General features: G+C 42.3%; 21 protein-coding genes. 1 reads left to right on the forward strand and 20 read right to left on the reverse strand.

The window, feature by feature from the left end; all coding sequences use genetic code 11:
* Positions 1–106: 106 nt before the first annotated feature.
* The 7 genes from FNK51_RS15780 to FNK51_RS15810 all read right to left on the reverse strand — a co-directional run bounded on the left by FNK51_RS15780 (position 107) and on the right by FNK51_RS15810 (position 8,100).
* Positions 107–1,138 (reverse strand): diacylglycerol/lipid kinase family protein, encoded by a 1,032-nt coding sequence (locus tag FNK51_RS15780; RefSeq protein WP_141993941.1) that lies wholly within the window; start codon positions 1,136–1,138, stop codon positions 107–109.
* Positions 1,050–2,057 (reverse strand): NERD domain-containing protein, encoded by a 1,008-nt coding sequence (locus FNK51_RS15785; protein WP_141993942.1) that lies wholly within the window; start codon positions 2,055–2,057, stop codon positions 1,050–1,052. The genes FNK51_RS15780 and FNK51_RS15785 overlap by 89 nt, the downstream gene beginning before the upstream one ends.
* A 21-nt stretch (positions 2,058–2,078) precedes the next feature.
* A complete protein-coding gene (gene thpR / locus FNK51_RS15790) occupies positions 2,079–2,636 on the reverse strand; it encodes an RNA 2',3'-cyclic phosphodiesterase (RefSeq protein WP_098370100.1) in 558 nt (185 codons plus the stop codon).
* 230 nt (positions 2,637–2,866) lie between these two features.
* Positions 2,867–4,105 (reverse strand): Nramp family divalent metal transporter, encoded by a 1,239-nt coding sequence (locus FNK51_RS15795; protein WP_141993943.1) that lies wholly within the window; start codon positions 4,103–4,105, stop codon positions 2,867–2,869.
* 213 nt (positions 4,106–4,318) lie between these two features.
* Positions 4,319–5,173, reverse strand: coding sequence for a D-amino-acid transaminase (dat, locus tag FNK51_RS15800; protein ID WP_141993944.1), 855 nt, complete (start codon positions 5,171–5,173; stop codon positions 4,319–4,321).
* A gap of 21 nt (positions 5,174–5,194) precedes the next feature.
* A complete protein-coding gene (gene pepV, locus FNK51_RS15805) occupies positions 5,195–6,607 on the reverse strand; it encodes a dipeptidase PepV (protein WP_141993945.1) in 1,413 nt (470 codons plus the stop codon).
* A gap of 155 nt (positions 6,608–6,762) precedes the next feature.
* Positions 6,763–8,100, reverse strand: a complete 1,338-nt coding sequence (locus FNK51_RS15810) for an MATE family efflux transporter (RefSeq protein ID WP_141993946.1) — start codon at positions 8,098–8,100, stop codon at positions 6,763–6,765.
* Positions 8,101–8,563: 463 nt separating this feature from the next.
* Here FNK51_RS15810 and FNK51_RS15815 point away from each other — a divergent pair, with 463 nt between their 5' ends.
* Entirely contained in the window at positions 8,564–9,298 is a 735-nt protein-coding gene (locus FNK51_RS15815) for an SDR family NAD(P)-dependent oxidoreductase (RefSeq protein ID WP_141993947.1), read from the forward strand.
* Between the two features lie 84 nt (positions 9,299–9,382).
* Here the strand turns inward: FNK51_RS15815 and FNK51_RS15820 are convergent, their stop codons facing one another.
* The 13 genes from FNK51_RS15820 to FNK51_RS15880 all read right to left on the reverse strand — a co-directional run bounded on the left by FNK51_RS15820 (position 9,383) and on the right by FNK51_RS15880 (position 21,515).
* Complete coding sequence (locus tag FNK51_RS15820; RefSeq protein WP_098369910.1) at positions 9,383–9,868, reverse strand: DedA family protein; 486 nt, start codon at positions 9,866–9,868, stop codon at positions 9,383–9,385.
* Positions 9,869–10,127: 259 nt separating this feature from the next.
* Positions 10,128–10,676 (reverse strand): signal peptidase I, encoded by a 549-nt coding sequence (lepB, locus tag FNK51_RS15825; RefSeq protein WP_192206107.1) that lies wholly within the window; start codon positions 10,674–10,676, stop codon positions 10,128–10,130.
* Between the two features lie 94 nt (positions 10,677–10,770).
* The gene (locus FNK51_RS15830) at positions 10,771–11,154 is read right to left on the reverse strand and encodes a DnaJ family domain-containing protein (RefSeq protein ID WP_141993948.1); all 384 of its coding nucleotides are present in this window, start codon (positions 11,152–11,154) and stop codon (positions 10,771–10,773) included.
* Between the two features lie 187 nt (positions 11,155–11,341).
* Entirely contained in the window at positions 11,342–13,231 is a 1,890-nt protein-coding gene (locus tag FNK51_RS15835; RefSeq protein ID WP_141993949.1) for an immunoglobulin-like domain-containing protein, read from the reverse strand.
* Positions 13,232–13,407: 176 nt separating this feature from the next.
* Positions 13,408–13,818 carry a DUF4064 domain-containing protein gene (locus FNK51_RS15840; protein ID WP_098369906.1) on the reverse strand — a complete coding sequence of 137 codons (411 nt, stop codon included), beginning with the start codon at positions 13,816–13,818 and terminating at the stop codon, positions 13,408–13,410.
* Between the two features lie 527 nt (positions 13,819–14,345).
* A complete protein-coding gene (cobA, locus tag FNK51_RS15845) occupies positions 14,346–15,794 on the reverse strand; it encodes a uroporphyrinogen-III C-methyltransferase (RefSeq protein ID WP_141993950.1) in 1,449 nt (482 codons plus the stop codon).
* Between the two features lie 13 nt (positions 15,795–15,807).
* Entirely contained in the window at positions 15,808–16,623 is an 816-nt protein-coding gene (locus FNK51_RS15850; protein ID WP_141993951.1) for a uroporphyrinogen-III synthase, read from the reverse strand.
* 529 nt (positions 16,624–17,152) lie between these two features.
* Positions 17,153–17,425, reverse strand: coding sequence for a hypothetical protein (locus tag FNK51_RS15855; RefSeq protein ID WP_098369903.1), 273 nt, complete (start codon positions 17,423–17,425; stop codon positions 17,153–17,155).
* Positions 17,426–17,564: 139 nt separating this feature from the next.
* Positions 17,565–18,275: a DsbA family oxidoreductase gene (locus FNK51_RS15860; protein ID WP_141993952.1), complete on the reverse strand. Its 711-nt coding sequence runs from the start codon at positions 18,273–18,275 to the stop codon at positions 17,565–17,567.
* Between the two features lie 74 nt (positions 18,276–18,349).
* Complete coding sequence (locus tag FNK51_RS15865; protein ID WP_098369901.1) at positions 18,350–18,805, reverse strand: RrF2 family transcriptional regulator; 456 nt, start codon at positions 18,803–18,805, stop codon at positions 18,350–18,352.
* Between the two features lie 147 nt (positions 18,806–18,952).
* On the reverse strand, positions 18,953–19,717 hold the full coding sequence (locus FNK51_RS15870; RefSeq protein WP_141993953.1) for a TIGR03943 family putative permease subunit: 765 nt from the start codon (positions 19,715–19,717) through the stop codon (positions 18,953–18,955).
* Positions 19,717–20,730, reverse strand: coding sequence for a permease (locus FNK51_RS15875; protein ID WP_098369899.1), 1,014 nt, complete (start codon positions 20,728–20,730; stop codon positions 19,717–19,719). Before FNK51_RS15875 ends, FNK51_RS15870 begins: the two co-directional genes overlap by 1 nt.
* Positions 20,731–20,846: 116 nt before the next feature.
* On the reverse strand, positions 20,847–21,515 hold the full coding sequence (locus tag FNK51_RS15880; RefSeq protein WP_141993954.1) for a YdeI/OmpD-associated family protein: 669 nt from the start codon (positions 21,513–21,515) through the stop codon (positions 20,847–20,849).
* Between the last annotated feature and the right edge of the window lie 678 nt (positions 21,516–22,193).

Below are 22,193 nucleotides of genomic sequence, written 5' to 3' on the forward strand. Positions count from 1 at the left end.
GCTATTGAGCAATTAAACAATAGCCATAAATTAAATTTTAGTTGAAAAACGGTTTCTTCGTCAAGTACTATAAAACGATTATACGCATAAAACAAAAACAAATAAATCATTTCATATTTTTGTATGGGTTATTACCCTTGAACATGACGCGGATTTTCTCTTTCAGAACCACTGCAGCTACTTCATGCGTACCAACCATTTGCCCATCAGACTGGATTTTTACTGACCCTTGATTCTTCATTTTTATCATTTTACCAGAAAAAGAATCAACATTTTTCATGCTTAGGTGACCGCCCCAAAAAACGGTGATGAAGACGGTCAATAATTTCAACAAAGTAATATCATGGACCGCAATCACGTTCAACCTGCCATCATCCAGCTTCGACATCGGTGAAATTTTCATCCCACCGCCAAAGTAGGGCTGGTTCGCAATAACAATGAACCAAACCTTTTTCAAAAGATGCCGCTCACCATCAATGATCAATTCCATGCAGCTGGGCTTGTAAGTAAATATCTTTTTTATAAAAATGAACAGATAAATTAATTTACCCGCCCTGACAAAATTAAACCATTTTTTCAGAGCGGAACGTTCTGCTTCATCGGAAATTTCAGCATCAATGCCCATTCCCAGGCTGTTCACGAAATAACCCGCCTTGCCATTCGTCTGAAACCGTCCAATATCAATGGCACGGAAGGCATTATCCTGAAATAAAGAAAGAGCTTCTTCCACACTCTTAGTTTTTTGAATGCCCCTTACATAATCATTGCCGGATCCAGCCGCAATGGAGCCGATGATAGCGTGAGGGAAATCAATGGCGCCATTTAACATTTCATTAATCGTGCCATCTCCCCCGACAGCGATCACCCTGGTATCCTGATTCGTCCCTGATAGAATTTCCTTCGTCAATCTTAGCGCATGCCCCTTTTCACGTGTAAAGAACACCTTATGGGGAACAGCTTTTGATTTCAATATTCCCTCGGCTTTTTTCCAAATCTTCAAACTCTCTTCATTTCCAGCCATTGGATTGACAATGAAATATACCGTTTCATTAAGGCGCGGCATGCTCATTTCCTTCTGTTTGGTTAGGATCGGCTTCCCATTCAGGTCGCAGGCTGGATGTAGTTTGGCAATATTCAAGCAATGCCTGCGCCCCTTTTAACTGCTGTGCCTTAAGAGGGGACGATATAGCCCGCATCCTTTCAAACCATTCCGGGAAGGTCCGTTTATCCAACATCGTAATATTATAAGGTGCTTCGGGATAATCGACATATCCATTCCGGGATAAAATCACCTTTTTAATCGGCATGTTCACTTCATATAGCTCAAATAACTGGGAGACGATGTTCGTCATTCGATTTGCACCCAACAAAGGGTTGAGCACTTTTTTATCAGGATGCTTATGATGCCTGCGGACCCAGAACCGTTCACTCGAACCGATGAAAGCAGCGTCTTCTTCCGCTTCCAGAAAAGTGATGCACCAAGCATCAACAGGGGTCAATAAAATGACTTCGACTTCAACAGGCGCATTTTTCAATAGAAAGATAGGTTTATATAATACGAGAAACGTATCCGGAAAACGCTGCAGAAAAAAGCGGAGCCTCTCATCCAAAAAGAATGATTGGTCCACAAATGACTTTTCACGAAGCGTCGAACTCCCCCATTTCATTTGAAAACGGAGTAATTGATTTAAAAAATTTTGCTTTAATTCATCCAGACTGGCCGGTCGGAACGGAAATCTTAATGAAAAAACATTAGTATCTTCAACCTGGTTCGGTATTAGCAGTTCTTCTGCCTCTGCCTCCTGTTTACCTGTCCGGTGGAATATGCCTTTCACCTTATTAAACAGACCCTTTGACTCTTCCTGAGGCGGATCAAATTTGACCTGTGTTTCACTTTCAGTATGTTCGCTATACAACCGATCCAGCTCGCCCGCATTATAAGCAGCCTTCAATTTATCCCATTGCTGTTTTTTCAACCGTGCAAATTGTGTTGGATAATGATAAATATCCTGCTCATACCGGGAAATATAATCCTGCATCTTTATGAGCTGTGCCATTCGACCACCACCCATCTCTTTCTATTTTTGAAGGTTTATCGTGAAAATCTTTTCATATGAAGGGGAAGCTCCAAGATGTGTTTGATATAACGCAACCTGAACTGCTTCAAAATGCTTATCCTCCAAATTCGCTATCTGGCGAACGCTCTCCAACGAAAAGGGACTATCCCCCTCGAATTTTCTTGCAAGCGTAATATGAGGCTTAAACGGCTTTTTATCAAGTTCAAAACCTGCTTCGATACAAGAATTATAGACTTTCCTTTGAATGGCAAAAAGCCTTTCTTGCTGCTTGATGCCTGCCCATAGAATCCTTGGACTCTCACTCTTGCCAAAACCGCCGATAACGCTGAGTTCCAAGCCGAATGAGGCCTCATTGGCAAGCTCGTTTTCCACACGCCCCAAAGCATCCTCTTTCAATGTATCGGGAGCATTGCCCAAAAATGCCATCGTAATATGATAATCGGCTGGATGCAGCCATTTCTTAAATGGAAAGTCTTGCTTTAGTTGTTCCGTAACAGCATTTAAATAAGCCTTAATATCATCAGGCAATACTAAAGCAAAGAAAAAATGAGTATTCATGGTCACTTACATTCCTTCCTATTTTCCCTTTAATTTTACCATAATTCCCATTGCGTATACCTTTTCTTGGGCATCCTAATAAATATTCCCTCCATCAGGAATATTCCCAATCTACGGATAATACACAGATCCAGGCCGGTTTTTTCGGGCTGGGTGGATAAATCGAAAAAGTCAGCAAAAATAAAACAAAAAAGGACCAAAAAATTGGTCCTTCCCTGCCATTTCTTCCTTTAGCTGAACAGTGTTTCGTATAGCAGGAACAAGTTCAGTCCAATGATAAGTACAGCTATAAGCCAGGCGACGCTCGAGGTGATTTTATGGTTGACCAGGCTGCCCATGATTTTTTCATTGCTTGTAAACATGATCAATGGCACTAAGGCAAACGCGATGCCAAACGAGAGTACAATTTGACTCATCACAAGTGCTTTGGATGGGTTCACTCCCCATAATATTATGAGCAGGGGCGGAACGGTGGTAATGACCCTTCTTAAATAAATCGGTATATGTCTTTTAATGAATCCTTGCATGACTACATCACCTGTCATTACACCAACGGATGAGCTTGATAAACCGGCAAATAATAATCCTACTCCAAAGAACATCGCGACTGATGGTCCAAGCATCGCACCGAATTGTTGATAGGCAACATCCAAGTCCTCTACAAGTATTCCATTTTTATGAAATAGGGCAGCTGAAACTATGACCATGGCGGCATTGATCGCGCCTGCTATCAACATGGCGATGACAATGTCAATTAGCTCAAAACGATAAATCCTTTTTCTTTCCATATCGTTTTTTCCGACTATTCTTCTTTGAGTCAAAGAAGAATGAAGGTAAATCGCATGTGGCATAACGGTGGCTCCAAGCATACCGGCCGAAAGTAAAATACTGTCCACTCCCTCGAACTTTGGAGTGAAGAGTCCTAAAACAACGGCTGAAGTGTCAGGTTTTGCATAAAAAACTTGAGCACCAAATGCTATCACAACGACAAATATCATGACCGTGATCAGAGCTTCGAATGTTCGATAACCTCTGCGCTGGAATTCCAGAATGGCAAAGGAACCAATCGCTGCAATTATTGCCGATGTGATAAGCGGTAAGTCAAATAGCAAGTAAATCCCTAGTGCAGCTCCTATGAATTCAGCTAGGTCGGTTGCCATTATAACGGCTTCGGCCTGAATCCATAATAAGAAAGATGTTTTTTTCGAAAATCTTTCCCTGCATAGCTCTGGAAGGTTCTTTCCAGTGGCTATCCCCAATTTAGCTGATAGTGATTGGATTAGCACAGCCATTAAATTGGATGCGAAGATAACCCATAATAACGTATAGCCATATTTTGATCCTGCTGTAATATTGGTCGCATAATTCCCTGGATCAATATAGGCCACAGCAGCTATAAAGGCAGGCCCTAGATAGGGAAGAAGTTTTTTTATTCCTCTCGAAGAAGATTGATGCAACACATCGGACATATCTATGTCAACTCCTTTTTATACGCAACTCAAATTGTTGTGGTAGGTAAACTTTTTAGGTTATTAGCAATTATATTCCTGGTTCTTGAAAATGTCAAAAAGGGAGGATTGCATAAGGTGGTAATTAACGTAAACGGGGATTCGGTGATGGCCATCTGCTTCCGGCTACACATATAAAAAACCCTTTGCCAATAGTGGCAAAGGGGCTTTTATTTATTTAACGGAACCGCATTGCTTCTCGATTTCCTCGGAAAACAGTTTCTGCAGTCTTTTGGTTATCGGACCGGCTTCCCCGGCTGCAATCGATTGGCCATCGATATTTATAATTGGTGTCACTTCTACGCTTGTGCTTGTATAAAGGACTTCGTCGGCTGCCATCATGTCCTCGACGGTGAAGGCTTCCTCGACATATGGAATCCCATGATCAGCGCAAATTTTCAGCATCACCTGACGGGTAATCCCATTCAGGATCAAGTTTGTGGCCGGATGCGTTTTAAGTAGTCCATCCACCACGATTGAGACATTGGACGAACTTCCCTCCGTCACCGTACCATCACGATGCTGGATCGCTTCATCACAGCCGGCTTCTACAGCTTGCTGTTTAGCCATTATATTACCCAGTAGATTTAAACTCTTGATATTACAGCGCAGCCAGCGTATATCGTCGGTGGTAACAGCCTTGACCCCTGGCTTTATTTTTCCTGTATAAGGCATTTCCTTGGTATAGGCAACAAAGACCGGTTCCACCTCAGCAGTTGGAAATGAGTGTGTACGCGGAGATACGCCCCTTGTCAGCTGCATATAGACGATACCGTCCTTCAGTTGATCTTCAGCGATCAGCTCTTCCATGAGTGCTTTGATTTCCGCTGCAGTAAAGGAAACTTTCATCTGTATCAACTTCGCACTGTCCATCAGCCGGTTAAGATGCATCTCCCCCGCAAATAATTCGCCATTATAAACCCGGATGACTTCATAGACGCCATCACCGAATTGATATCCCCGGTCTTCAATATCTACCTTTACTTCGGGCCTGCTTTTAAGGTCGCCGTTAAAAATGATTTTCCCCATGTCTTTCTCCCTCTTTGCCTCTTATTTAGCCAATTCATGAATGGCACGTGCATAAATGGACGTAGCCTTAAGCATATCTTCAATATCAATATATTCATCTTTCTGATGCGCAATGTCTTCGCTGCCAGGGAAAAGCGGGCCAAATGCAACGCCTTCTTTCAATGAACGGGCGTAAGTGCCACCGCCAATCGAAAGGAGTTCAGCTTTATCACCTGTCTCCGCTTCATAAACTTCCTGCAACGTCCTAATCAAGAAGCTTTCACTGTCCACATAATGTGGAGTTGAATGCGAATTGGTCTTCACTTTCAAATTATATGCCGCAAGTCTTTCTTCCAATGCCGCCTTTTGTTGTTCCCACTCAAATGTCACCGGATAACGCATGCTGAAACCAATCGAGCTGTCGCCTTGTTTAGAGTAATTGAAAACGCCGGCATTGACCGTCAATTCTCCTGTTTGCTCATCCGAATAAGCCACACCTAAATTATTTCCGCGGGAATCTTCAAACAAACGATCCTTTATGAAAGTGAAGTAGGCTTTCGCATGCGGATCAAGAGTAAGATCAGCTAAAAATACGGCTAAATGCAGACCTGCATTCTTTCCATTTTTCGGTTCCATCGCGTGTGCCGAGACACCATTCATTTCAAGCAGCACTTGATTTTTTTGCGGAACTGCTTGGCCCCTCAATGAGTATTTTTGCAAATAATCCTGATAGTTTGCCACCACTTCAGCAGGGTTGGCCGCTTCCACAATAGCCGTAGCAAAATCCGGTACCATATTCGTCCTTCGACCTGAAGAAAATTCCATAACATTCACTTCAGAGTTCGTGCCATTTCCTGCATCGGCAGGGTGTATAACCGAGAAATCCCAGATTCCTTTTTCCGCACTGATGATCGGGAAGTCAGCATCTGGTGCGAAGCCAATGGAGGGCATTTCCTCCACTTCAAAGTAACGGTCAACGCAGCGCCAGTTCGATTCTTCATCTGTTCCAATGATCATCCTCACACGTTTGTTCAAAGGTTCTCCTAGCTCCCGGACCAGCTTCATCGCATGATAGGCAGCCATCGTCGGCCCTTTATCATCGATTGCCCCACGAGCATATATGCGGCCATTGCGGATTTCAGCGCCGAACGGATCCGAACTCCAGCCATCTCCCTCAGGTACCACGTCGACATGGCATAATATCCCGATTAACTCCTCGCCTTCACCCATTTCGATATGACCAGCGACATTATCGACATTTTTAACAGTAAAACCGTCTTTTTCGCCTAATTGAAGCATGAAATCAAGCGCTTCCTTCACCCCTTTACCGAATGGGGCATCCTCTGTCGGATGTTCTTCATCCAGTACACTTTTTATTTTCAATAAGTTTTGTGTGTCCAGTAATAAGTCCATTTTCCGTTTTTCAACTTCTTCTCGCCAATTCAATTCACTCAAAATACGACAACTCCTCTTTTATATATATTTTTCATTTTATCACTTTTACTACCTGATTCGCCAAGCGTTGCTACCTATTCTTCGTATTCCCGTATTATCGCCAACATAAAACTACCGATAAAATTCCCTGCATTAATAAAAAACACCCTCTTTTATTAAAAAGAAGATGATTTCATTAGACTATCGGCATCCATAAGCTTTGTTACTTTTCGGTTCAGCCTTGGGATGTATAATGCTAAAAACACGGAACGTCCTAAACTGAAAGCCAGGAATGCAAGCCATAATCCATGATTGCCATTATGCGGGACAGCCATGAATTGGACAAATAGAAAAGCCAATAGTGCAAGGAGCATTGAGTTCCTAACTGGAACGGCTTCTGTCGCACCGGTAAACACTCCATAAAAAATGAGTCCGATAAAGGCACTGAATGGGAACAGGACTATCCAAAGTCCATACTCATGGGCCAGTTCGATGACGCCGGGAATGTTCGTAAAAAGGAGAATGACCTTATCGCTGAATAGATAGTAAGATGCGGCAAGTATGAACGAAGCATACAAGCCCCACCGCGCCGATAGTGAGAGTGTTTTTTTATAAAGGTTTATATCTCTCGAACCAATCGCCTTCCCGACCAGAAGACTCGACGCGTTCGCGAAGCCATCAAAGCAATAGGCCATCAGGTAATGGATTTGAATGAGTACGGCATTGGCCGCCAGTGTCTCTGTCCCGAAAGTGGCTCCCTTGGCCGTAAAAAGATTGAAAACCGTGATCAGGCAAATGGTCCTGATGAATAAATCCCTGTTGACCACCATCATTTTTTTCAGGGAAGCCCGATCGAACCCCTCCCGGAATGAAAATGAATCCGGTACGTTAACCGCTTTTCGGATGACCCACAAGCCCAGCAAAAAAGCGGAAATCTCTGATATTAATGAAGCGGCAGCAACCCCTGATACAGACCACGAAAAGCCATTTACAAAAACGAGGCATAAGACAATATTGATCACGTTCATGAAAACTTGAATGAACAAAGATGTTTTTATCCTGGATTTCCCGATTAACCAGCCTAAGATGACATAGTTCAATAATGCAAAAGGTGCACCCCATATCCGGATGCCGAAATAATCTGCGGCAAAGGCGGAAACGTCCGATTTCGGACCAATTGCGCCTAACGAGATATTCAAAATGGGTTTTTGGATCACGATAAAAAGCAGGCCGATGATCACTGCAATGAAAAAAGGCCGAATCAAGGCCATCAGGCTTTGCTTTTCATCCCGTGCCCCCTCCGCTTGTGCAGCAAAGGCAGATGTACTGACCCGTAGAAAACCAAAAAGCCAATACATCGTATTAAAAATTATGGTTCCGACAGCCACCCCGCCAATATAAGCGGGATCACTCAACTTTCCAACCACAGCCGTATCGACCGCACCGAGCAAGGGCGTACTCATCGTCGAAATCGTAAGCGGGATGGCCAAGGAAAGATACACTCTGTTATTCATAAAATGATGACCTCCTATGTACATAAAAGTTCTGAAAAGTTAGAATTGGAATCGCGTTATAAAAATTTGTATTTAAAGTACAAAAAGATTGCAGTATTCAATTTTAATTACTAGAATTGAACATATGGTGCTCCCCGGCATGCATGAGATGCCTCTACAAGATTACTTGTGAATCGTTTCAAATAGAACGGGTAAAGCTATTTAGATATTGATAATTTACGGTTTCAATATAAGAAGATTGAAAGATTGATACCGCTTTCAACCTGCACAGTTATGGGAAGTCCATTTTTTACAGGCATACATGCACTTTTTATCCACCAAGAAAAAGGAGATTCATAAGCCGGAAAATAAAATGCTTGACGGATTCTTGAAGGAGTTATAGTAATGCTCGTTGATAATGTAACTTTTGCACTATGCTTGAACATATATTCATCGTTATAACAACTAATTAGGAGTGATCATTATGGGAAGATTGACTGATAAAGTAGCCATTATCACTGGCGGAGCATCTGGTATGGGCAGGGAAATGGTAGACCTATTCACAAAAGAAGGAGCACAAGTCATTGCTGCTGATATCAATGAAAAAGCTGTAGCTGTTGTGAATGAACTGGATAATGTCCATGGAACTGTACTTGATGTATCCTCTGACGAAAGCTGGAAAAAGGTGACCGATGAAGTTATCGCTAAATTTGGCAAAATCGACATTTTGGTAAACAATGCCGGTATCTCAACAGAAAAAGGCATTAACGATACGACATTGGCCGATTGGCAGCTAATGTTAAGCATCAATGGATTTGGACCATTCCTTGGAATGAAACACGTTGTTCCTCACATGGCTAAAGAAGGTAAAGGCGCAGTTGTAAACATTTCTTCCTTCACTGCTCAAATCGGAATGGGCTTAAACTCTTACTCAGCTTCAAAAGGTGCCGTTCGTGCTATTTCCAAGGCTGCCGCAACGCAATATGGCCGCATGGGCGTCCGTGTCAATGCCGTATTCCCTGGTATCATCGAAACACCAATGACTCAAAAATTAGAAGAGTCAAAAGAGTTAGTGAACCAAATGATCAAAGCAACTCCATTACAACGTTTGGGTCAGCCGGCGGATATTGCAAATGCAGTGCTTTATCTAGCATCCGATGAAGCTTCATACGTAACTGGTGCCGAGCTTGTCATCGACGGCGGATACTCAGCTCAATAAGCAGAAATGGAAAATCCCGTTTCTAAAGATCCAGAAACGGGATTTTCTGATTCCAATAAAGAAATTTGGGTAAGTTGAAATGAGTTACGTTAACACACCAATGAAATAACCAAAAGTCGTAAATACCAAACACCAGCTGAAAGCCCCTGCTCCTGCAAAGATAAAGTACTTGCGTTTCCCCATTCCATTCATCCCGGAAATGTAACTGGCGAAGTGACGGACTCCTGGAATGAAATAGGCTATGATGATGGTCCAAGGACCGTATTTATTGAACCATTTCTCCAATCTCTCCAACCTCGCGGGGGTCATTTTGATCCACTTACCATGCTTCCTCAAAAAAGGCTTCCCCACCTTTTTTCCGATGAAATAACTGACAAGCATCCCGGATATCGAACCAAGGAAACTGACAAGGAATGCTCCCTGGACATTCAAAACGGAAATGGATGACAAATAGCCGACAAAAGTCATCATGAACTCATCAGGTACCGGCAAGCCAATAATCCCAATGGCCAACAGTCCATATATCGCAAAATAACCATAGTTTGATATTAAATCTTTTACAATATCCATCTAAAGTACTCCATCTCAGCACCCTTTTTTAAAGTAATCCATATTTTACACGGGCCTGGGTAACGTGATTACTTCTTTTTAATAGGATAACCTAATTTAACCCAAATGAGTTGATTTTCATAAAAAAAACAGAAAAAAAAGAAGAATGGACACGTTTTTTGTTGAAATACCTGTATGATAATGCTAATCAATGTTTCCTCTTTACGGAAATGAATAACGGCAACAATAAAGCGGACTCGATACCCGAGTCCGCTTCTTCTTAATTCACAAGCTTTATTTCATTGATTGGCCAATACACTAGATTCGCCTTGCCGACAATTTCATCGACGGAAATCGTGCCTATTTCACGGCTATCCAAACTATTTTGGCGATTGTCCCCCATAAGGAACAACTGGCCTTCCGGCACTGTCATGCTGCCTGTAATATCTTCCAGCTTGAAGGATTCAGTCAGCGGCACCCCTGCCATCTGATTCTTATATTTGTCCAAGTATGGTTCTTCATAAGCTTTCCCATTAATATAAAGCGTATCGTCTTTATATTCAATATGGTCACCTGGCAGACCAATTACCCTTTTTATATAATCTTTATCTACCGTTGCATGAAAAACGACAATGTCAAACCGGTCTATATTATCGATATTCGTTCCAAACTTGGTAAGAACAATTCTTTCGTGGTCTTGCAGAGTCGGCATCATTGACTCACCGTCCACGACAATCGGTGCAAAAATATACGTTCGAATTAAAAAAGCTAGAATGACTGCAATCAATATCGCTTTTATCCATGAAAAAACTTCTTTTCTTTTTTCCAATCGAAGTCCCTCTCTCTGTTTTTTATTCATGTCATTATATCATAATCCATTAATGATCACGTCATACAAATACCCGCATTTTACACATTATCAATTACTTCCATTTTCCATACTGGATTTCGATGCTTTCCAACTCTATTTCCCTGCGTTGCATTTTGGCTGGACAAATTGCATTATATGTACGGACTTTCTCATTTATTTCAGCAATTCGTTTCTTAATTTCAGATTCAGTTCCATTCATTTTTTTCAATCGAACCAATCCTGATAGCTCTTCCCGAATTTCTTTTTGCCATTTTATCCAAAGCGGAAGGTAACCGGCATCCTTGGCCTTCGTCAAGAAGTTGTCATATATATTTCCCGATAGCGCCGACTCCGGAAGCGGTTTTCCAAAGCCAGGATTATTCTTCAGCCCGCCGTCTCTTTCATATTCCTTAAAAATCTGATCCATCCAGTTCACATGCCCTTGTTCTTTGCCCATAAACAATCCCCCTTCAGATCACTTCGCATTACATGTATTTACAATTATAACATTTTTATCAATATTCGCTCCACCCTGGAGGATCAATCCTTGAACACTTTCTACTATTATATATGCATATCTTTCAGCCAAACACATTCTGACAGCAAAAAAAGGATTCCCTATTGCGGGAATCCCATTTTGCCTTCTATTTAACTGTGATTTTCCGTTTTACTTCTGCCTTGTTCTTCGATTTATCCGTAACTGTGTAAGTCAATGTATAGGTGCCTTTTTTCTTCGTATTCACAGTCCCTGTTATTTTGATCTTACTTGTTAAACTTCCATCAAGATTATCTTTCGCGGATACACCTGATTTAGGATTGAATGTCGAGTTATAGGCAATGGTTTTGCTATTGGCACCGGAAATGACCGGCTTGGTGCTGTCTACCGTAATCTTTCTTGTGACTGTCGCAGTATTTTTCGATGAATCAGTGATTGTATACTTTATTGTATACGTTCCTTTTTTCTTTGTATTCACCGTACCTGTCACCTTTATTTTACTAGTCATGTTGCCATCCAGGTTATCTTTCGCAGATACGCCTGATTTAGGGTTGAATGTCGAATAATAGCCAACGGTTTTACTATTGGCTCCCGAGATGACTGGCTTGGTGCCATCTATCGTGATCTTTCTTGTGACTGTCGCTGCATTTTTCGATGAATCGGTGACCGTATACTTCAATGTATAGGTCCCCTTTTTCTTCGTATTCACTGTACCCGTCACTTTGATTTTACTAGTCAAGCTGCCATCGGCATTATCCTTGGCACTCACGTTTGTTTTTGGATTGAATGTAGAATTAAGTTTGATGGTTTTATTCCCGGCACCGGAAATCACCGGCTTGACTTGATCATAAACGGTTATTTTCCTTGTGGCCTTGGCAACATTCCCAGCTTTGTCAGCTACCGTATAAGTCAAATTATAGGTGCCCACTTTCTTGGTATCCACCTTACCTTCCACACGTATGGCACTCGTTAAGTCACCATCTTTATCATCCTTCGCCTTCACGCTGGTTTTAGGATTGAAAGTTGAGTTGAATGGTATCGATTTACCAGCTGCCCCTGAAATCACAGGTTTATTCGTATCCTTCATGGGCACGACAACCGATGGACTATTGGAGATGTAAGCCGATGAAACATACCCCTTAATACTCTTGTCCTCCGTTTGTACTGGGTAAAAGACAAATTTATTTCCCTTAGATTCGTGATAGTCAAAATTCCCTGTGATGGTCAAGCTTGTATTTGGCGGCACAAGTACTGCACCTGCCGTAGTGCTTATTTCTTTCCTGATATTCGCACTGGATGTCGTCACAACTTTGTCTCCTGCCTTGAACCAATAAACAGAGTCATGCGTTTGATCTGTCAGTGTGTATTCAAGATTTTTAAAGATGATATTTTCGGTGCTTTCCCGGTCATATTGAAAGTCCGTTGTTTTGAATGGATATTCGGCCAGTTTTGTGCCATCCAAATAACTTTGTTTTTCTATCTCAGCAAAAACTTCCTCTTGGTAGGCATTCTGATTTATTTTCCCGTTTTCCTGGTAAAGAGGACTGTTAACCGGTTTTGTCCCATTGTATGCCATTACAGGGAAATACCAATTTTCGATGACCCTTCGTCCTGCACCTTTGATCTTGGGCAAATCCCTTCTTGAATACATATCACCCAGTACCTCGACGCCTGCCTCGATATTGTAGACTATATCATTTTCCAGCTTTTTCTGGTCATACCCACTTTTATTGGTAAGCTGCATAAGACCGATACCGCCATCGCCGGATATAATCGGTTTACCGTCCTCATTAAATTGCCTCCAATCCCCGTTTTCCTGCGTAGCCACCGCTTTTACAACTTCCGGGGGGATTTCGGCCTCTATTGCCGCATTCGTCAGTAAGCAGTTAATCTGCTTATGGGAAGGATTTACATTGGATTGAATCTCACCGAATGATGAACAAGCATTGGTTATTCCAGACTCCGCAAAAGCCTGTCCATTGAACAAACCGATCGTTAAACAGGTCAGTGCTCCAACCTTCATTAAAGGTATCTTCATCGATCGAACTCCAGTCTATTTATATTTAAATCTATAATAATAGTAACATGATAGACTGGTGATTGCAGGTATAAATAGGTATATTCCCCTAAAATATCCTCACAGCACAAAAGGAGCTTACCCGCATTTTCGGGACAGCTCCTTTGTTTTCAAATCACACTATGTATTGTGTCGGATCAAACGATCACTTCCACCGGTTCCCTCGGCTTCCTTACAAGGCACATGATACCCGGTATGATGAAGAAAATAAGCGGCCAAACATGAAAGATCGTCAGAATGCCCGTAATGATCAATAAGATTCCGGCTCCCTTCGCTTTGCCGCCTTTTAATAGAAAGATAGCGATCAAACCGCCCGCCAATGCAATAAACAGCGATATGATTCCCGCCCATAGTATGCCCATGAACAACTTGATCGACATATCTACCTCAGACGAGGAAAACTCAGAATCTGTCATTAAAGAGTAGTCCATCATTTCTTTCATATCGATACTGTTGAGATAAACGGCCGCTATGATCGTCATGATTAAAAAAATCACAGCGATACCCACGCCTAAGATACTTAATACGAATTCCCATGTCCGTTTCATTTACTTCGCCTCCCTGGAAAAGTCACGTATATATAATACCCAATCTGTGGAGGAATAAAAGACTTTTATTCCTTACTCCTCAAAGTCTTATGAGCGTCCATCATTTGGTAAAGTCGACCAAATCCATTCAACGCCCATCCCTGCCCTAACGACCCGAAGAAAGGGGCCATCAGTCATCCCTTTTTTCAATCGATCATGTAATTCATCTCTTTTACTTTCCAGGTTATTCACCTTTGTCATATGTTTTATAAAGAAACGGAACGCCTTCACAACCATTACGAATAACAGAACAAGCAGGGCAATGTAGAATAATTGCCATAAATATCGCCAATATTAAACATGAAGTCACCCCCTGTCATTGAATGTTAAACATCAATTCCGGCCAATAAAAGCAGTAGGTGAGGCTTTTCGAACTTTCCTAATTAAATGATAACACTATAGGTCATTACACTGAACGCAAACAACATTTCAACGGGTATGAATAACGAATCCCTTCCAAAGGAAATAGACTCTGTTTTTATCAGAGCCTAAAAAACATTCCTATTCAAGATCAACTCCACCAATTGTTCGACAGACGGTTCTTTCGGCATCATATCCAATGTAAATCCATAGTCTTTAAGTCTATTGCCAGTGCTTTCCCCGATTACCCCGATGGAGGCTTGATTTAGCAGCCCTTCAACATCCACGTCTGCCTTTTTCCCATATTGCATCAGCATATCAACTGAATGCCGATTCGAAAATAGTACCGTTCCGACAGCTATCCCGTCCAGCATTCTCGGAAGAATTTCAAGGAATCTTTCATCGACGAATTTATCGACTGATTGAAAATAGTCTCCGTCCCCATGAGCCGGATCTCTTTGATCTCTGTTTCGATCTCCAACAACCAACAGGGTTCCGGCTTCCGACATCTCGGATTTGAGTTCGGCCATCAGTCCCCGCTGCTGTAAAACTTTTTTCGATTTCCTTGATAACACATAAAGTTTAGAAGAAATCCGGCGGAAATCAATAGCATGTTCAGTGAGTGAATCCAAGAATCCATGGACACTTTCGGGCGAAGTGAAGAGAATCCGATCATACAAAAGAAAAGAGAGCAGCTGACTTTCATCTATTTTCACTTTGGCCGCATTCCATTTAGGAAACTCGATGACTTCGCCGCCAAGTTCATCCAGGGTTTCTGCCAAGGTACTTTTTGCCGTCCCGGTCCGGGCCACTAAAAACCGTTGCCCAAACAGTGGCTTCTTTTCGAACCATTGCAGTTTTCCCCTTAGTGAAATGATATCCCCGACCAAGGTGATCGCAGGATTGCCAAGCGACCTTTCACTTACCCTTTCGACGATATCATCCAAAGTCCCCTCGACACTTTCCTGTCTTCCATAAGTGCCCCATTGTATGACGAGTGCCGGCGTATTCCCCGGCTTTCCATGATTAATCAAATTTTCGCGGATATACGGAAGGTTGGCCACACCCATATAAAAGGCAACCGTATCTATACTTTTCACAAGCCCGTTCCAATCCATATCCTTCTTCGTTTGGTCATGGCCCGTCACCATCGCAAAGGAACGTCCATAATCCCGATGCGTGACGGGGACTCCCGCGTACATGGATGCAGCAATGCTGGACGTAACCCCCGGAATGACTTCGAATGGGATTCCCACATCTTTCAACGATTCAGCTTCCTCCCCTACTCTTCCAAAAACGGAAGGATCCCCGCCTTTCAAGCGAACGACCCGATGCCCTGCCAGTGCTTTGGAAACAAGCAGCTCATTGATTTCCCCTTGAGTGATGCCATTCGTATAAGGTGTCTTGCCACAATATATCAATTCACAATCGAGGGTGGCAGCCTCTAACAATTTGGGATTTAGCAATCTGTCATATAAAATGATGTCCGCTTTTTCAATCGCTTTTTGACCTTTTACGCTAATAAGGCCCACATCACCCGGACCAGCACCAACAAAATAGACCTTGCCCTTGGTCATGCCGAACTCACCCCTATCTGCTTGCTATTCCATGATAATATTTCACCAGCTCCACCATTGCACTGCCCATCCGCTGATCTTCAGGATATATGACCCGCTCGATCCCTTCATCGATTACCACCTGTGCCGTTACCTTTCCGACCGCAAGAGCAATTACATCTGATGCAAACAGGTCGATTATCTTATCCTCCACACCTTGTTCACGGACAAATCTCATTAAATTTCGCGGCTGCGGTGCACTCGTGAACACAACCGAATCGATTTTGCCTTCAAGGATTTCTTGGATCAGCTGCTGCATCGTTTCTTTTTCGGGCGGTATATGTTCATATGGCAGGATTTCTTTATGTTCCACTTTTTGTTCATCCAACCAGTTCATCAAAAGAGGAGCCGGATCGCCGTGAAGCTGCAAAGCGACCTTTACACCTTTAGACAGATGGCCTTCCAGATTGCGAACAAGCCCTGCCGTACTGCCATCATCATCCCGGATTAATGGCTGCAGGCCAAGCTTTTTCAGCATATTCACCGTTTTATAGCCCCTGGCTGCAATTTTCATAGACTGCAAGGCTTTTATGAAACGATCTCCCGCTTCCATCTTCACTGCCGTTTTATATAATAATTCCGTCCCCACTCCCGTCGTAAGGATGATCCAACCGAACTCCCCTGCCATCAACCGGGTGACATCCTCTTCCAAATGGGAATCATCCAGGAATACCGTCCCCTGTGCCGGGCGAACGAGCGGGACTCCCCCAAGATTTTGAACGATTTTACTAAGTTCTTCCGTCTTCCGCGCTCCCAATAAAGCAACGGTCCTGCCATTAAGCTTACTCATCCATGCCCCTCCTATATGTACATTCAATTAAATCCATCTCACCCATTATACAAATTTTCAGTCTTTGAAACTATAAAAAACGAATTCCATATCAAAATCAACGCTTTTTCTTTCTTTTATCCTATATAAATTCAATGGAAAAATGGATTAGCAGCATTTTTCTTCTTATTAGTCTCACCCTCGTGAGTTTCGAGCGAATACTCGTAAGTTTCGAGCGTTTACTCGTGAGTTTGGAGCAAATACTCGTGAGTTTGGAGCAAATACTCGTGAGTTTGGAGCAAATACTCGTGAGTTTGGAGCAAATACTCGTGAGTTTCCAAGGAAGTAATATTTGACCTGGAGTTCACTCCAGGTCATTTCGCTTAAAGAACCAGGTTATGAATGGAACGAAAGATTGATTGTTAGAGTAGTAATTGTTAGTTCAATAAGAAATATCATCACATACGTAAAACTTCATTTCCCTATTTACCTTTCCTAGCCAGTAAAAAAGGCCGCCACCAGGACAGCCAGATTCAAGATTTTCACTTTATTAACTTTTGTGAACGGCCCTTTGGGCAATATGCTCCTGTTCCTTTTTCACAAAAACATCATATTGAATTGTTTCATGGCGATTTTGAAAGTTTTCGGATCCTGAATTAATAGGCGTTTTCGTTTTGAATTGTATCCCTTCCCTTTCCAATTTCGCAACTACCTTAAAATAATTTTCATTCCCGAATGCCGTATAAATACATGTCCAATATTTATAGGAAATTATTTTGGCAGTTACTACACATGCAATCACGAAGACTAGTATTCCAATCATTATATACACCTTTTAGCTCCCTTTCATTTCGGACTTTTTCGAAAAGCCATCCTATATACTATATTCTTTGCCATACATAACATTTCCTTTATAAGTAAAAAAGGAGACCCAGTTTCGGGTCTCCTTCTTCATATCTGCATTATTTTTCCGGCACGTTACAGGAACCGTCCGTACAGGTGTCGCCTGTTGCTGGATCATTCACGATTGTAAGCGGATTTTCCTCAGCCCATACTTTTTTAAGCGTATCCAAGAATGCTTCTGTTGGCTGGGCGCCGGAGATTCCATACTTGCGGTTAATGACGAAGAATGGCACACCAGTAATACCAAGCAGGCTTCCTTCTTGCTCATTTCCCCTAACCTCTGCAGTGAATGCCGTTCCTGCCAGCATGGCCTCCGTCTCGGACTTTTCAAGGCCAACCTCTTCAGCCAAACTAGCCAATGTAGCGTGATCGCCAATATGTTTGCCTTCCGTAAAGTAAGCTTTAAATAGGCGTTCATTCATTTCTTTCTCTTTACCTTTTGATTCAGCAAAGTGCATCAAGCGGTGAGCATCGAATGAATTCGTTAAGACCACTTTGTCCAAATGATAATCGAGTCCCAATCCTTTAGCCTGTTGAGTCAGGTTTTGGCTGCTTGCTTCCACCTGCGCTTGAGACATGCCGTATTTCTTGGCCAGCATTTCATTTTGAGTCATATTGATATCCCGCTCAGCCTCTGGATTCAACTCAAAACTGCGAAATGAGACCTCTACCTGATCTTTATTTTCAAACTGCTTTAACGCCTCTTCGAATCGACGCTTTCCTATATAACAGAACGGACATTGATAATCCGACCAAATTTCCACCTTCATGTAAAAACCTCCTCATTTTAAATGCAATCGCATTAAGCACATTATATAATCCTGGGTATCCTCTTGCAAGGATATTACCCCAGACACTCATTTTCAAAATTGGTGAAGTCGACTTTTTTCATGAATTCTTCCAATGTATAGCCCTTTAGCAGGCGCAATGTTTCCTTTTCGGCTTCGTTCATGATCTCCTCCAATGCCGTATCCAGCTGCTTCCCGACTTCACCGCATTCGCTCGTTTCCAAACAAACAAGGCATTCCGGCCTTACCGCTTGATACACATCCGCCAAAGTAAGCTGAGACGCAGGCACCTTCAAGCTATATCCGCCTTCCCGTCCTTCCTTCGTTTCGACGATCCCCGCAGCTGCAAGCTGGGCCATCACCCTTCTTAAAAAAGTGGCGTGTGACTTCACCTTTAAGGCGATTGCCGAACTTGTCAGGAGCTTTTCGCTTTGTGCGAGCCAAACCAGAGAGTGAATGGCAATAGCGAAACGCGGCGGTCCGATTTGATTGTTTCGATTACCTGAAGACATGATTATTCCCCCTTACACCCTATCCATGGTAAGGCCATTATACTATGTTACGTGCTTCCGAACAAATGGCGCCGTTTCCGTTTTTTTCGACCGCAGCGCACGATTTTCCTGCTCGGCAAAAGCATCCTTTTTCCGGGTTTTCCAATTCTACTGAATGATTTGTACATTTTCATATAAATAAGCTTCTTCGGGTGCCTTTATTTTCTTCGACTCTTTTAAATCGATCACCGGTACGGGTTCCCCTTTATAGCTTCCTTTTTTTAATGTCCCTGTAATCGTATACCAATCATTCGTCTTCATTCCTTCCACGTTCCCGTTGACCATATATCCGTATAACGTCGCATCGACCACACAGCAGGACATGGAGAGGCGGGAGATGGCCATTTGTTTTTTCGTAAATTCATCCTCACGGTATATGAAACCCGAAATCTCTATTTCCTTCCCCTCGATCGTATCGAGGTTGTTCAGTAAATCATCCAGTACTTCAAAATAATTATCATCGGTTACGGAGATTTTCTCCCCATGCGCATGTTTCCCTGGATCATACGAACTTACCATCTGTGTCTGCTGCTTCGCCAGCCCCCTTTTCGCCAGCACTTCGCCGCTTAATGTAAAATCGGTCAAGATGAAACCCAGAAGAATCGGAATGAAGAACAAACTATATTTCAGGACCAGTGCCGACGAGGAAGACTCTCCATTCGATCCGCAATCACAATGATGTCCACCTTGCTTTTGTTTTTTCATTCTGAGAAGGCTGATCACTAAAAAGGCAAAAAGCGCCGCCAATGCATATGGAATCATTTTGGGTGCAATCAATTTCGTTAAATATCCTGAAACATACAATTTAAAGATCATGAGGCCCAGTCCAAGCAGCAGCAATCCTTCAAGTCTTTGAATAAATAAACGTTTCATCAGAAGCCCCCCTTACTGATCAATCCGCCTGCAATCAGGCAGAGACTGAATACGACTGCGAAAACAAGCAGGACATACGTGACGACGAAGCTCCGTTTAAAACAGGACATCATGATAAGGACATTTTTCAAATCCAGCATGGGACCGAATACAAGGAAACCGAGTAAAGATCCTGGCAGAAAACTATGGGAAAAGGAGGCGGCAACGAATGCATCAGCTGATGAACAGAGTGAAAGCACAAATGCAATTCCCATCATCAATGCCGTGCCTTTTATTGGTGCCTGACCAATATCCGCCATTACGGACCGATCCATAAACACTTGAAATACACTGGCAAACAAGGCCCCGATGATAAAGTATCTGCCGACCATAAAAAATTCCTGTGAAGTATGTTCCATGAAGCTTGTCCATTTATTACTGGACTGAATATCATGTTCATCCCCGTGAACCAGTTCCACTTTATCCTCTTTCACCACATCTTTCGTGCTGAATATATGAATGAATAAACCTGCGATGATGGCAGTCAGGACACAAAGAATGATTCTTCCATATAGAATGGCCGGATTATTTTGGAACGCATAATAAGTTGAGCCGAACACGATGACATTCAATATTGGGGCAGTTACGAGCAAGACAACACCTGCATGGACCGGGACACCCTTTTGAATCAATTTCCGGACGACCGGGATGATTGCACATTCGCAAACCGGAATGATCAGCGCCGCCCCTATCGCAGCAAAAATGGCCGTCAGGGGTCTTTTTGGTATCATCCGCTGAATGATTTCTTCACTGATGAACAACTGGATGAACGATGAGGCAATGGCCCCCAGGAACAGAAAAGGAATCGATTCTAAAAACAATCCCAAAAACACGACGAACACAGAGTGAAGCATCGGGTAGCCCGAGAGATCAATCGCTTTGGGAATGAATACATCGCCTAGGAAAAAGAATGCCAGCATCGAAAACAGCAGCATCACTAACAGCAAATTTGCCGTGTATCGTTTCAAAAGCATATTCTACCACCTCACAAATCATAATTATTACGATTTAAGTTTTGATTCGGTCTAGTATATGCTTTTGATAGGATGAACAGAACATGAAAAAAGAGAATGGAAGACATTCCCCACCCTCATTTATTTCTTCGATATAGATCCCTGCTCTTGTAACCTTCTCCTAAAATCGTTTTCATTTCCTGGCGCCGTTTCACTTGGGTCGCCTCTTGTTTTGCACTATACACGTAACGAGCCCAATCCTTGCGATACCCTGGGGTAAGTGATTGATAGAACGCAAGCAAATCAGGAGAATCCTGCAAATTTTTCTCAATTCCAGAAATCATTTCGATATAATCATCTACTGATTGGCTTGCTTTAGTAGATGGACGGTTTCTATTTTTCGAATCTTCTTTTAGTCCAACTACCGTAAAGACATCATCCAACCCAACCATACGTGCAAACTTCAGGTCACTCGAGCCAACATAACCGTCATCATCCGCACCAAGGCCTTGCATCAGATCATCACGATGAATATATGTAGCATATTCTTTATTCCCCTTCTTGGGATACGCCAAATGAATATAGCCATTTTTATTCAAGTGATTTTTCTCGATCACCTTATCCACGATTCCTTTTAAAGAATCCATATCCAATACAAAAGCAAATATAAGATCATAGGCACTTTCATTAAGCTTTGTATCGTAATCCGGCAGCTCCGCTAAATAATCCGCCCCGGCTGGCAGATTCAAGACTGCAACCCGTTCATATTTATGTAAATTCAGTTTTTCGACTATTGTTTTAGCCATTGGGATTCACCATCCTCGTTCATTTTGTCTATCTTCAGTTTATAAGCTCCCCATTGCGTTAGCAACTTTTCTCTTGATAGTCTATCCAATATAAAAAGCAAAAAGACGATGTGTAAACCTTCCGTCTTTTTGCATATAATCATTTCTAGGAAAATATTAACTGTGCTATAATTCAGATATAATCAATTCCAATGTCCAACTTCTTTTAGTGAATGCCAGCATACATTATCCGGTTCATCAGAGGAAGCCCTGGACGTCGCATTCTTGTATTGAAGCGCGTAGGCATAAACTTAACTTTTTTGCATAGGCATGATAGGGTATCAAAGCTCCAGAAAAAATGTAGTCCCTGGAAGTACTGACCTGACTTCAGCTCTGCATAACTTCCTCAAGACAACATAAAAGCCAATCTTTGAAGCAAGGTCTTACACATGAAACATGCTTTTTTTATACAATGTGAGATATCTTTGACGATCTTTCCCAAATAGAACCTTCCTTATATGCATAGTGTTACACCCCATTAGACATTCATATTCCATCAATGAATAAAAATCATAATTCTTTTGAGATCAATGCGTTTTTTTATAAGTACCACATCGTTTCATCTTAGTTTTATTGCATTTGTCATGCAGTCGATATCCCTTTTTTTCCTATTTAAAAAATTTCGTGATGCTTTCAAAT

This window comes from Bacillus sp. B4EP4a (assembly GCF_006680105.1).
Taxonomy (GTDB): Bacteria; Bacillota; Bacilli; order Bacillales; family DSM-1321; genus Peribacillus; species Peribacillus simplex_E.